Annotated in this window: 9 protein-coding genes; 6 read left to right on the top strand and 3 right to left on the bottom strand. The window is 65.7% G+C overall.

Annotation, left to right across the window (positions count from 1 at the left end):
- Positions 1–10: 10 nt before the first annotated feature.
- Entirely contained in the window at positions 11–1,216 is a 1,206-nt protein-coding gene (locus tag MJD61_12625; GenBank protein ID MCG8556111.1) for a phosphoglycerate kinase, read from the bottom strand.
- Positions 1,217–1,490: 274 nt separating this feature from the next.
- Here MJD61_12625 and MJD61_12620 point away from each other — a divergent pair, with 274 nt between their 5' ends.
- The 6 genes from MJD61_12620 to MJD61_12595 all read left to right on the top strand — a co-directional run bounded on the left by MJD61_12620 (position 1,491) and on the right by MJD61_12595 (position 10,604).
- Positions 1,491–2,978, top strand: a complete 1,488-nt coding sequence (locus MJD61_12620; GenBank protein MCG8556110.1) for a glutamate--cysteine ligase — start codon at positions 1,491–1,493, stop codon at positions 2,976–2,978.
- Positions 2,960–4,033 carry a succinylglutamate desuccinylase/aspartoacylase family protein gene (locus tag MJD61_12615; protein MCG8556109.1) on the top strand — a complete coding sequence of 358 codons (1,074 nt, stop codon included), beginning with the start codon at positions 2,960–2,962 and terminating at the stop codon, positions 4,031–4,033. Before MJD61_12620 ends, MJD61_12615 begins: the two co-directional genes overlap by 19 nt.
- Positions 4,034–4,278: 245 nt before the next feature.
- The gene (locus MJD61_12610) at positions 4,279–5,478 is read left to right on the top strand and encodes a hypothetical protein (GenBank protein MCG8556108.1); all 1,200 of its coding nucleotides are present in this window, start codon (positions 4,279–4,281) and stop codon (positions 5,476–5,478) included.
- A gap of 65 nt (positions 5,479–5,543) precedes the next feature.
- The gene (locus MJD61_12605; protein MCG8556107.1) at positions 5,544–6,407 is read left to right on the top strand and encodes a hypothetical protein; all 864 of its coding nucleotides are present in this window, start codon (positions 5,544–5,546) and stop codon (positions 6,405–6,407) included.
- A 226-nt stretch (positions 6,408–6,633) separates the two neighbouring features.
- A complete protein-coding gene (locus MJD61_12600; GenBank protein ID MCG8556106.1) occupies positions 6,634–7,587 on the top strand; it encodes a hypothetical protein in 954 nt (317 codons plus the stop codon).
- A gap of 284 nt (positions 7,588–7,871) precedes the next feature.
- Positions 7,872–10,604: a M1 family metallopeptidase gene (locus tag MJD61_12595; protein ID MCG8556105.1), complete on the top strand. Its 2,733-nt coding sequence runs from the start codon at positions 7,872–7,874 to the stop codon at positions 10,602–10,604.
- 225 nt (positions 10,605–10,829) lie between these two features.
- Here MJD61_12595 and MJD61_12590 read toward each other — a convergent pair whose 3' ends face one another.
- Complete coding sequence (locus MJD61_12590) at positions 10,830–12,002, bottom strand: hypothetical protein (GenBank protein MCG8556104.1); 1,173 nt, start codon at positions 12,000–12,002, stop codon at positions 10,830–10,832.
- 26 nt (positions 12,003–12,028) lie between these two features.
- A partial coding sequence (locus MJD61_12585; GenBank protein ID MCG8556103.1) for a galactokinase occupies positions 12,029–12,798 on the bottom strand: 770 nt, incomplete at its 5' end.

Raw genomic sequence — 12,798 nt, 5'->3', positions numbered from 1 at the left:
GACCGTTGTACTAGCGGTCGCTCAGTGCGGCAACACCTGGCAGGGTCTTGCCCTCCAGAAACTCCAGCGATGCCCCGCCACCCGTTGAGACATGCGAGACCCGGTCCGCGACGCCGGCCTTCTTTACGGCCGAGGCGGAGTCCCCGCCTCCAATGATCGTGGTCGCCCCACGCTCGGTCGTTTCAGCCAAAGCCCGCGCTACCGCCATGGTTCCAGTGGCCGCGGCCTCGATCTCGAAGGCACCCATGGGGCCGTTCCACAAGATGGTCTGGGCCTCGGCTATGCGCTCCCGGAAGCGTTCGATCGCCACCGGCCCGATGTCGATCGCCAGCCAATCCTTCGGAATGGCGTCTTGGTGCACGACGCGGGTCTGGCCAAGCGTGCGCTCGGCGAAGTCGCAGCGGTCGCTGACCAGGTGATCCTCGGGCAACACGAGCTTGTGCTGCGCCTTGTCGAGCAGACCCCGCGCGTAGCCCATGCTCTCGTCTTCGACAAGCGAGTTGCCGACCTCGAGGCCCTGCGCCTTCAAAAAGGTGTAGGTCATGCCTCCACCAAGCAGCAGCGCGTCGACCTGCGGCAGCAGGCTTTCGATCACCTCGATCTTTCCGGAGATCTTCGCGCCTCCGATGATCGCCAAAAAGGGACGCTTGGGATCGCTGAGAGCGCGACCGAGATAGTCGAGCTCCTTCTTCATCAAGTAGCCGCAAGCAGCTTGCCCCACATGCTTCGTAATTCCCTCCGTCGACGCATGGGCCCTGTGGGCGCTGCCGAAGGCGTCGTTGACGTACACGTCGCAAAGCGCGGCAAGCTCTCGTGCGAAAGCGTCGTCGTTGCTGGTTTCCTCGGCATGATAGCGCACGTTCTCGAGCAACAGGATCTGCCCGTCTTCCAGCGCTTGCACGGCCGCTTCGGCCACAGGGCCCACGCAATCCGAAACGAACCGCACCTCGCAACCCAGCAGCGCACCCAGGGCCTTCGCGACAGGAACGAGGCTCATCTCGGGGACCCGCTTGCCCCTGGGTCTGCCCAAATGCGATGCGAGGATGATCCGGGCACGCTGAGCCCTCAGATACTCGATGGTTGGCAGCGATGCCCTCAAGCGTTTGTCGTTTTCGACGGTTCCATCCTTGATGGGCACGTTGAAGTCCACGCGCACGAACACGCGCTTGGAGGCGACTTCGAGGTCTTGCACGAAGAGCTTGTTTCCAACGTTCATCACAGCCATGTGCAGCTCCTACGACTACGGTATCGGTCCAGCTCGACACGGATGCGCCGGACCGCTTTGGGGCGCCTGTTGCGCAGGGCGGACGCGCGCAGTCGGCGCTGTAGGGACGGGTCCTTGCAGAGGCCGAATCTAGACACAGGCGCGCACGCTTGTCGAGGCCGCATCTGTTGCGATCCAGCGGGACGCGTCTATCTTTAGGCCCCGAGGGGCTACGAGCGATTCGACCGTTTCGGCCGGCTCCGCAGGCCGGGTCGCACGTCCGGTCATGGGAATACGGATTGATAAGGAACATTTCGACCGAGCGGACCATGCACGCTTTGCTCGGCGTCTCGAAGAAAACCTGGCGGCCCTGCGCTTGCTGTTGGCTCGTCCCGGTTTCGGTGACGGGCCGACGACGCTCGGCGCAGAGCTCGAGGTGTCGGTGGTGGACGCGGCCATGAATCCCTGCCAGCTAGACCGCCGTGTGTTGGCGGAACACCCCGACCCGCAGGTGCAGCTGGAGCTCGATCGCTTCAACCTCGAATACAACATGCCCCCCATCCAGGCGAGCGGGGCTCCCTTCTCGAAACTGCGAACGCAGACCCAGGCTGCGCTCGACTCGCTCGATCGGATGGTGAGCAGCCAGGGCGGTCACGCCGTACCCATCGGGATTCTGCCGACCCTGCAGGAGAGCGATCTCACGTCCTCGGCTCTCACGGACTTGCCGCGCTATCGGGCGCTGTCGGCGGCGATCCGCGGGCTGCGCCAGGCGCCCTTCGAAGTTTGCATCAGCGGGGCGCAGCCCCTGACTATTCGCTGCGATGATGTGACGCTGGAAGGCGCGGCCACGTCGTTTCAGCTGCACCTGCGTGTGGCTCCGCGCGACTATGCAAGGGCCTACAATGCCGCGCAGCTGGCCACCCCACTCGCGTTGGTCGTGGCAGCCAACTCGCCCTTGTTCCTGGGGCATCGCTTGTGGGAGGAGACGCGCATCGCTTTGTTCAAGCAAGCGGTCGATAGCCGCGAGCATGCGAGCTCCGATTGGCGGCCTCCCGCACGCGTTTCGTTCGGCCACGGCTGGGTGCGTGACGGCGCCTACGAGCTGTTCGCCGAAACCGCGGCCCTGTTTCCCACGCTGTTGCCGATCAGCACGGGACAGAACGCGCTCGAGCTGGCACACGGCGGGAGCCTGCCCGATCTTGCCGAGCTGCGGCTGCACCAAAGCACGGTCTGGCGCTGGAACCGTGCCATCTACGATCCCAGCGCCGGGGGGCACCTGCGTATCGAGCTCAGGGCCCTACCTTCCGGCCCCACGCCCATCGACATGGCCGCCAACGCCGCGTTCACCTTGGGACTGACCATGGGCCTGGCGGCACAGCTCGACTGGATGCTGCACGCGTTGCCCTTCGAATACGCTCACTACAATTTCTACCGTGCAGCGCAGTTCGGATTGCGCGCGCAGCTGCTTTGGCCGACGCGCGCCGAACCCTCCCCGCGTGTTTGCGATGCTCGGGAGCTTGCGTTGTCGCTGCTGCCCACGGCCGAGGAAGGCCTTCATGCGCTGGGCGTGGACGAGGACGAAGCCAGGGTGATGCTGGCAGTCGTCCGTGCCAGGCTCGAGACCGGGATCACGGCGGCCCGCTGGCAGATGCGCATGCTGCAGCGTCTCGAAGCTCAGCTTGGCCCAAGAGAGGCGCTGGCGGCACTGGTTCAGCGCTACCTGACCGAGGCGAGCACCGGCAAGGCGGTCCACGAATGGAGCCACGCGCCGTGACACGCCGCGGCGAGCACCCCCCTGACCTGAGGGGCGGTCCCATAGCCGTCTGGCAGTGTCCGAAACCGCATCAGCTTGGTGCCGGCGTGGAGCAGTTCCTGGGCCGGCTGGGGCGACCCACGTGGCTGCACGTTTACGGGCGCGATCGCACACGGACACGCGCGCTGGTGACACTCCAGCACGGCAACGAGCCGTCGGGGGCGCGCGCCCTGCACGCCTGGCTTCGGACCGAACCCGAGCCCGCCGTGGACATGCTGTGCTTGGTCGCCTCGGTGCGGACCGCGCTCAGGCCCCCGGTGTTCTCCCACCGCACCTTGCCCGGCAGGCGCGACCTCAATCGCTGCTTTCGTGTGCCCTTCGTTGGCCCCGAGGGACAGCTGGCCGCGCAAGTGCTGGCGCAGCTCCGGCAGGTGCGACCCGAGGCGCTGATCGACCTGCACAACACTTCGGGCAGCGGTCCGGCCTACGCCGTGGCCACGCGAGACAGTGCTGCATGCCGAGCACTCACCCTGCTTTTCTCTCACGAGCTGGTGCTTACCGACCTCAATCTGGGCGCGCTCATGGAAGCTACGTCAGCCGATTTTCCGACGCTGACGATCGAGTGCGGGGGCGCTCAGGACAGCGCGGCGGATCGCGTGGCGCGGGAAGGGCTCGAGCGCTACGCAACGGCCGATCCACTGTTCGAGCTCGGGGGCGATGGTTCGCTTCCTCGTCTGCTCCGGCACCCCGTACGCGTGGAGCTCCGGCCCGGGGCGGTGCTGCGCTTCGGCTTCGAAGCGCAGCAAGACGCCGACCTCACCTTGCGTTCCGACATCGACACGCTCAACTTCCGCACCGTACCAAGCGGTGAGGTCCTTGGTTGGCTGGGGCCGCGCGGGCTCGACGCCCTGCGTGCTTTCGACACCCACGGTCACGAGCTGGCAGGGTCGCTCTTCCGCGAGGCCGATGGCCAGCTGCAGTCCTTGCAGCCGTTGCGACCGTTGATGATAACGACCAACGTGGCTATCGCTTGCAGCGATTGCCTGTTCTACGTCGTACGGCAGGCCGCCTCGTAGCCAGACCGTCCGTCGTGCAGCTACACGATCGGATTCCGCCTGTGGTGCCGGGGATTCTCCTGCATAGGAGGAATACATGGAATATATTCCACAAGGTGTGAAGAAGACGTAGCAACTTTTTGCCTAATTAGCGCGCGAATAGCGTTTGCTCCTCCCCTGGTAGGGGAGTATGGTCCCCGCGCACATTGGGCCACCTGGATGGATGGCTCCTTCGCCGAGCAGCCGTGCTCGGCAAAGGCTCGAACATGAAAATCCCAGCATTGCTATGCGGACTCACCTTGTTGTTAGCGGCCGGGGCTCCGCTTGCGGCGCTTGCCGACGACCCCGAGCACTTCGGTGTCTCATCGAGGCAGTCCGACGACGACGTGAATACGACCGAGATCGACGACGATGAGCTTGCCAAAATGGTACTCGAGCTCAAGGTTCGACTCGACGATCTTGCGGTGCAGAATGCGGCACTGCGAGCACAGCTGCTCGAGCAAGCGGTCCAGGATCAAACCATGGAAGCGGACATCGGTGCGTTGAGAGCGCAAACCGACGAGATCGACGAGCGCCTCGCGATGGTCGAGCGGCGCGTGGTCAGCGTCGAGTCCGACGCCGCAAGCCTGACGAGCAGGGTCAACGGCATCGGACGCAACGTGGGCGAGGTCGGCGAGTTGCTCGACGGGTTGGAACGTGAAGGGGACACGATAGTTTTTGAGGGTCTCAGTGTGCAGATCCGCAACGGAAGGGGTTCGACCTCGGGCGCCCCCAACGGCAAAGGCAACCTGATTGTAGGCTACAACGAGCCACGGCCGGACACGACACTGGCCGACCGCGTGGGCTCGCACAATCTGATCGTGGGCGCCGGACACCATTACACGAGCTACGGTGGTGTTGTCGCTGGCCTTGATCACAACGCGTCCGGCCCTTGGTCGAGCGTGCTCGGAGGTGTCGGCAATTCGGCGGGAGGCGATCACGCCACGGTGGTGGGCGGTACGGGCAATGTTTCTTCTGCGCCAGGCTCCACCGTCACAGGCGGCGAGGAAAACCTCTCCCAGGGCAGTTACTCGGTGGTCAGTGGCGGCGTGAACAACCGCGCGCTGGATGCCTATTCTTCCGTAAGCGGCGGCTCCGAGAACACGGCCGGCGGAGTGGCTTCGGCGGTCAGCGCGGGCCAGCGCAATCGTGCGGACGGGGATCACGCCAGCGTCAACGGCGGTGTCAGCAACGTGGCTCGGGGCGCAGGCTCGAGCGTGTGCGGAGGCGAGTTCAACTCTGCGATCGGAGCGGCTTCGGCGGTCAGCGGCGGCTCCGAGAACACGGCCAGCGGAGCGGCTTCGACGGTCAGCGGGGGCCAGCGCAATTGGGCGACCGGTCAGCTCTCCAGCGTCAGCGGGGGATTGGAAAAAAAGGCCCAAGATCCCTTCGGATGGGCCGGGGGTAATCTGAGCTCGCCCGACTAGGCGTGGCGCAACACGGGACGTCGGCGCGAAGCGGTATGCGCGCATTCACATCCACAAGCTGTCTCTTGCTCGTCCTTGTTGGCGCGAGTTGCGGGAGAATCGGCTACGATGCGCTTCCTGAGGTCCGCCAGAACAGGAGCGCTGTCGCCGCTTCCGCCGACGCCCGGACACGTACCGCACGCGCGCCGTGGGATGCCGCCCTCGACGCTGCGGTCGATGCGCAGCCCGACGGCGGGCCCCATGCAGCGGATGCGGGGGATGCCATGAGCGACGCGGTCGCGGACGCGACGACCGACGCGGACGTAACCTGTTCGACCGACGGTTGCGGCGTGGCGGGTCAGGCTTGCCGCCAGCCCTTGTGCACGTGTGCCATGGGCACGAGCTGCAGCTTCGACTGTCAGGGCACTGCATCGCAATGCAATGTGGCTTGTGCCGGCAGCAACAGCGCGTGCATGGGTGACTGCAGCAACTCAGGACTGTGCAGCTGCGGTCACGGCAGCAGCTGCGAGTTCACCTGCAGCAACCCGCCCTGCAGCGCCAAGTGCGATGCGATTTCGAGCTGCAACGCCACGTGCGCAGATGGTTTTTGCACCTGCGGCATAGGCAGTACCTGCACGTTCGGCTGCAGCAAGCCGCCCTGCAAGGTGAGCTGTGACGGGAGCAACCCACGCTGCGAGGCCGTTTGCGGAGACGGGATCTGCCTGTGCCGCCAGGACAGCACCTGCGAGTTCACCTGCAGCGATGGGGCGACCGCCTGTGCGGCGCAGTGCATCGCTGGCGCGTCGTGCTTGCTGCATTGCCCCAAGGCAAACGCGGGCACTGCCGCGTGCACGTTCTCGACCTGCTGGGATAGCAGCGGCGCGCTGGTGTGTCCGGGTGGCACGAGCACGGTCTGCGGCCGCCTGTGCCCGAGCCCGCCCGCCCCGTAGGCCGGCTCGTCCGCCGCCACGGGCGATGAATCGTCCAGCGGCTGGCGAAGGGCTTGTTCAGCGGCCCGGGCACAGGCCCGATTCAGGCTGCCCCCTCAAGTTCAAGGCGCCGACCCGCCACCTACTCGTCGCCGCCTTCGAGCCATTAGAAGATTCAGGCTGCCCCCTCAAGTTCAAGGCGCCGGCCGCCGAGCTAGACAACTGGGCCTCCGGACGCCCGAACGTCATGCTTTCGCTCCAAGCCCTGATCGAGACGCCACCCGAAGGTCTGGACCGGTTTGCGCCCTACCCGGCGGTCACCGCCCCTCGAGGGAAGCTGGTTGATGGTGTGCTGGACAGGCACCTGAGGAGCACCTGCCAGGAGCCAGCCGAGCTGCGAGCGGCGGTCTTGGTGGGCCGTCACATCGGCGCCTTGACCCAGCATGTCGTCGGCCGATTGCCCAATCTGGAGCGCGTTCTGCTGGTGGAACCCGACCTCAGGTTGCTGCGCACCCTGCAGCAGTCACCACCGGCGGTCGCCGGTGTGACCAGGAACGACATCTATATCGCCGACGCAGTTGGACCCCAGGCTCCCTACTCCGCCGACACCTACCTCGAGACCTGCCGTTTCCTGCTCGAAGCCGACACGAGCATCGACGATACGCTCGTCTTGTGCGAGCCCGAGGTCGTAGCCAGCAGCGAGCTGCACGCGGCCGTGGCCCGGGCTCTACACGATCTGGCCTTCGACTTCAGCAGCGCGCTGCTGTCGGTGGCGCACGACGACATCCTTGGCGATGCGTTGTTCCGGCGTTGGGCAGATTGGTTGTGCGAGCGGGGTGAAGCCTACCACGCCCTGAAGTTCTACCTGAGACACTGGCGCCGCTTGCCCCGTCCCGAGGTAGCGCACCAGGTGATCAACGCCTGGAGCCGGGTCGGTTGCGTGGCAGAAGTTCGGCGCTGGCTGCCGTTGACCGGTTGCACGCCGGATCAGGCGGCAGCAATTGTTGCCGAGGCCATGCAGCGCGCAGGTCCTGGCCGGGACGAGCTGCTGCAAGGATTGGACGGCACGATCCAGGTCATGGTGCCGAGCTCGCTCCCAAACGCGCGGGCCAAGGCCCGAGTCCGTCGCGTGACCGTGGCCAACGGCTTCATCGTGGATGCTGCGCCCGACAGCGATCTGGGATTCGCGTCCTCCGCCTAAGGCGTCGGGTCAAAATAACATTGCCAGGTCGGCTTTGAGGCGTCCGGCCAGCAAGGCGCGCTGCCGCGCGAATACTCCCTGTATTCAAAGGCGGCGCAACACCGCTGGACGGGATGGATCGAAATCGAAGTGGCGATGTTGTTTTGACCCGACGCCTAATACCGCCCCTGCCGCAACGTCGTGGTTGTAGCTGGTGACACACGGGTTATTCTTCCGCGGCCCCTGACGGTGCGACAAGCAGCTTCGAACGACGCGCGCGTGGGGGTAGCTAGGAGAACGCTTGTATGAAGCGGAACACGTGGTGCATGGGGGTGTTATGGCTGAGTTCGCTCGCCTGCGCCGGGACGCGGCCAAGCGCCGGTGCGCCGCCGCCCTTGGGGGGCTCCCCGAAGCTGGCTGAAACGACCCCGAGACAGCAGGAAGCGTCGAACCAGACCCGGCTGCCGCCGCCACCGCAGCTGCGCCTGCCGCGCACGCTCGTTCCCGAGCGCAACCGGGTGCAACTGGTGCTGGATCCCGCGCAGCCAACCTTCAGCGGTCGGATCCAAATCACCGCGCGTGTGACCCAACCGAGCTCGTTCTTCTGGCTCAACGCTCAGGACATCAGCGTCGAAGCCGCCAGCATCAGCGTCGGGCAGCAGACGCTACCGCTCGAGTGGTCTTCCCAACCCAGGGATTTCGTGGGGCTGCGCGCGCCGCGCCCGATCGCGCCGGGCGTCGTCGTCTTGGACCTACGCTACCGGGGCAAGATAGATGCCCTCGAGACTCACGGCATCTTCAGGCAGCAGGTAAACGACGAGTGGTTTCTGTTCACGCAGTTCGAGCCGCTCAGCGCGCGCCGCGCGTTTCCCTGTTTCGATGAGCCGGACAACAAGGTTCCCTGGCAGCTCACCCTGGAGGTACCCGAGGACCTGGTTGCACTTGCCAACACCCCCGCCGAGCGAACCGAACGGGGCAGCCAAGGCAACAAGGTGGTTCACTTCGCGGCCAGCAGACCCTTGCCCAGCTATCTGGTCGCATTCGCCGTGGGTCCCTTCGCCCTGGTCGATGCGGGCAAGAGCCGCAACGGTACACCGATCCGCGTTGTCGTGCCCCGGGGTCATGAGGGCGATGTTGGCTACGTCACCGAATCCACGGCGTCCGTGCTGGCACTGCTCGAAGACTACTTCGCCATGCAATACCCCTACGCCAAGCTGGATCTCGTGGCGATCCCCATCACCGTTGGCTTTGGCGCCATGGAACACCCCGGCCTGATCACCTACGTCCAGAGTTTGTTGGTCTCGCCACCCGACGAGCGCACCATCAGCTTCCAGCGCCGTTACGTTGCCGTGACGGCGCACGAGCTGGCCCACCAGTGGTTCGGCAACCTCGTCACCATGGACTACTGGAACGATCTTTGGCTCAACGAGGCCTTCGCCTCTTGGATGGGTGCCAAGATCACCCATCAGCTCAGACCGGAGTGGGATGGGGACGTGGGCATGGTGCGCCGGCGTGCACGCGCGCTCAACGTGGATCGGTTGGTCAGCGCACGCAAGATCCGCCAGCCCATCGACTCGGCGCACGACATCATGAACGCCTTCGACGGTATCACCTACAGCAAGGGCGCGTCGGTGATCACGATGTTCGAGGCGTGGGTCGGAGAGCGCGCCTTCCGCGCGGGCGTCCGCAACTACGTGCGGAAGCATGCCTGGAGCAACGCGAGCTCCGACGATTTCCTGCGGGCGATCAGCAACGCGATGGGTCGCGACGTAGGCCGCCCGTTTTCCACGTTCCTCGATCGAGCGGGTGCACCGCTGCTGACGTTTGGGCTCGAGTGCGCGCCCGGTAAGACGGCCCGCGTGAGCGTGCGTCAGGAGCGTTCGCTCCCGCTCGGCTCGCAGGCCCGCGCCGCGCAAGACTGGGAGCTTCCTGTCTGTGTGAGCTACCGCGCGGGCGGCAAGATGGCGCATCAGTGCACGCTGGTGGACCAGCCGAGCGCCACCTTCGACCTCGAACAGGCGAAGGACTGCCCCGCGTGGTTACTGCCCAACCGTGGCATGCGTGGCTACTATCACAGCGCTTTCGAGCAACCGCTGCTAGCCCAACTGCTGCGTTACGGGCTCAACTGGCTCACCGTACCCGAGCTCGTTGGGTTGCTGAGCGACGTCAACGCGCTGGTGGCGGCTGGCAAGGCCGACGCTTCCGTGGCGCTGCGGCTCGTGACACGCCTGGCCAAGCACGAGGACCGGCATGTGGTGAGCCAGTCAGCGGCCATCGCCTCCGGCATCGACGACCTCGTTGCCAAGCGCCTGCGCCCCCACTACGCGCGCTTCGTCAGGCGGATGTTCGGGAGGCGCGCCCGCTCGCTCGGGTGGACGCCCGGGCGCGACGACGACGAGGACATGCGCCTGTTGCGAGGCACGGTACTTTCGCTGGTCACGGACCAGGGCCGGGACCGCAAGCTCGCGCGCGGCGCCACGGCGCTGGCCGGTGCCTGGCTCAAGGATCGCCGCGCGCTCGACCCCAACCTGGTGGGCACCGCCTTGGGGGCGGCAGCCCGTTTCGGCGACGAAGCGCTTTGGACCCGCCTGTACGAAGCGGCCAAAGCCGAGAAGGACCGACGTCATCGACGCCAGCTGCTCGGCGCACTGTCGAGCTTCCGCGAGCCCGAGCTGGTGTCGAAATCCTTGCAGCTGCTGCTGGCGGACGAGTTCGATCCGCGTGAATCCATGGGCCTGCTATTCGGTGCCCTGCGCGATGAGAAGACGCGCCACATGGCCTACCGGTTCGTCAAGGAAAACTACGATCATCTCCTCGAGAAACTGCCGAAGAGACACGCGTCCTCCCTTATCCGCACCGCCTCCGCTCAGTGTAAGCAAGACCTGCGGGCCGAGATAGAAGCCCTCTTCAAACCCAAGATGCAACAACTCCCCGGTGGGCCGCGTACCTACGCCAAGGCCATGGAACAGCTGGACCTGTGCATCAAGCGACGCGCAGCCCAAGCTCCGAGCGTGGCACGCTTCCTCGAACGGTATTAGCTATATCGCGCGCGACAAACTCGGCAATCTCAGTCAGGTCACGCACGCTGCGCGCCGACCATCGGACCGAGCGCGTCTTGCGCCCAGGCATCGGGGGGGTCCCGCAAGGACGGGCTCGCGGCGGGCTTTTGAACGCGGCCTGCTTTCATCCGGTCAAGGCGGATCCCGAGCCCACGTGGCCGGCTGCGACGGTTTCGCTCGCGCACTGCCGGGTCATGCGAGCAATCACTGTCCCAGGACATTGGCACCAAACGCTGCCCTTATGTGAGCGAGGTCGACGCCGAGCGCGTGTTTCGCGATCGGGCTGAGCGCCTGCTCGCCGCCCAGCGCATGAAGGGTCCGGTGCACGTGTGTCAGCGACTGCCCGGGAGCGAGTGCCGCGGCCGGCGACGATGACTCGAGCTCGTAGAAGGACCCAAGAGGGCGGACTCCGGGGGCCGGCGGTCCATCGTTGTAGCTGTTGACCACGTCACCCGCGTAAGGACGACTCTGATGCTCCCACATCGAATTGACATAGTCGTGATGGCCCCTCGGAAACGAGAACTGCACGAGGGTCAGGCTCCCAACGCTTGCATCGTAGCTTCCCATAAGGGAGCAGGCGCGCCTTGCCGAAATACCGATCTTGCTGCGATGCCGGCCATCCCCGCGGAATAACACGACGCCGGGGTGCACTTGCAGCCGCTCGGGCGGCACCTTGCCGAAGTAGGCATCGTTGACAATCGGACCCAGCTCGGACGCATGCCCAGCCCGGAAAGGCAAAGCGACGGTAGTTCGAGGCGAGGCCTGGAACATCCCGAGGATCCAGACCGAGAGCAGGCCCGTGTCCCTGCTCCAGGGACGCTCGCCGGCGTTGGTAATGCGGTTGATCGACTCGAACGCCACGCAGCGCACACCGTCGGGAGGCGTCAGCTCGAGATCGCGCCAGGCCTCTGAAGCGCCAACGAGACGGATCTCCCGGTCCACCATCACCTCGAAGCGAGCTTGCGACCAATTCACAAGCTGCATGCGCTTGCGCATCGCGACCCGATCCCCCTCGGCCCGCACGACGTCGAACGACTCCGTGTCGAAGGGTGCGGGCGTATACCAGTGCTCGAGAACGAACTCCGTCCCGGGCGCGAAAAACAGCGAAAACTGGCCGCCCTCGGGCCCCATCCAGAAGCGATCCTCGCCGCCGTAGGGATTGATGTGCTGCTGGGTTTGCCCGGACGCTATGAGCGACCTGTTGATCCAGCCGAAGCTGTGCTGTTCATCCCCCGTAGCGCTGGTCATCACCCGGCCCTGCAGCTTCGGACACACGGCTGCTCGCGCCTCGCTGCCCGAATCGCCGATGACCAGCACTTCGGTGTGCTTTGCCAGGAAGCTCGTATCCGTGTGGAAGCTCGGCCGCTGATCCGCCATCGGTTGCCTCGTCGGGCTGATGCAACTCAGGCGTCGCGCCCGTGCGCTCGTGCCGGGTCGCCGGGAGCGTCGGGGCCGACGATGAGCTGGACCAGGGGGGACTCGAGCGCGTTCTCGCGCGAGTAACGCTCGCTTACGTCGTTGTAGATCGCCCTGGCCCGACTTCGCTCGGCCACGCCGATCACGCAACCTCCAAAACCGCCCCCGGTCAGACGCGCGGCACCCTGCTCTCCCGCCCGCTCGTTGTAGATGTCGACGAGCCTGTCCACCTGTGGGATCGAGGCCTCGAAGTCGTCCCGAAACGACGCGTGCGCCGCTCGCATCAAGCGCGCGAGCCCGACGAGATCCCGCTCGCTGAGCGCCGCTGCAGCCGCCAAGGTGCGATCGTTTTCGCTGACGACGTGCCTCGCCCGCTTCATGAGGACGGGGTCCAGCTCGCCGCCGGCCTGCGCCAACCGCTCGGCGCTCACATCCCTCAGGGCGGCCGCATCGAGCGCGCGTGCCGCCTGCTCGCATTCTTGACGGCGCAGGTTGTACTTGCTGTCGCTGAGCTCGCGAGCCACCCCCGAACCGAGGACCATGAAGGCGACGTCCGACGGAATCGGGATCGCCCGCAGCGCAAGCGTGCGGCAGTCGATCAACATCGCGTGCTGCTCAACGCCGACAATGGACGTCAACTGGTCCATGATCCCGCAGCTGCAGCCCGCGAACGTCTGCTCTGCACGCTGGCCGTGCTTCGCCAGCTCGGTGTCGCTGACAGCAAGCGAGAAGAGCGCCCTGAGCGCCTTGGCCACGG

The organism is Pseudomonadota bacterium (genome assembly GCA_022361155.1).
In the GTDB taxonomy this organism is placed as follows: Bacteria; Myxococcota_A; Polyangia; order Polyangiales; family JAKSBK01; genus JAKSBK01.
This window is presented reverse-complemented; position numbering and strand designations above follow the sequence as displayed.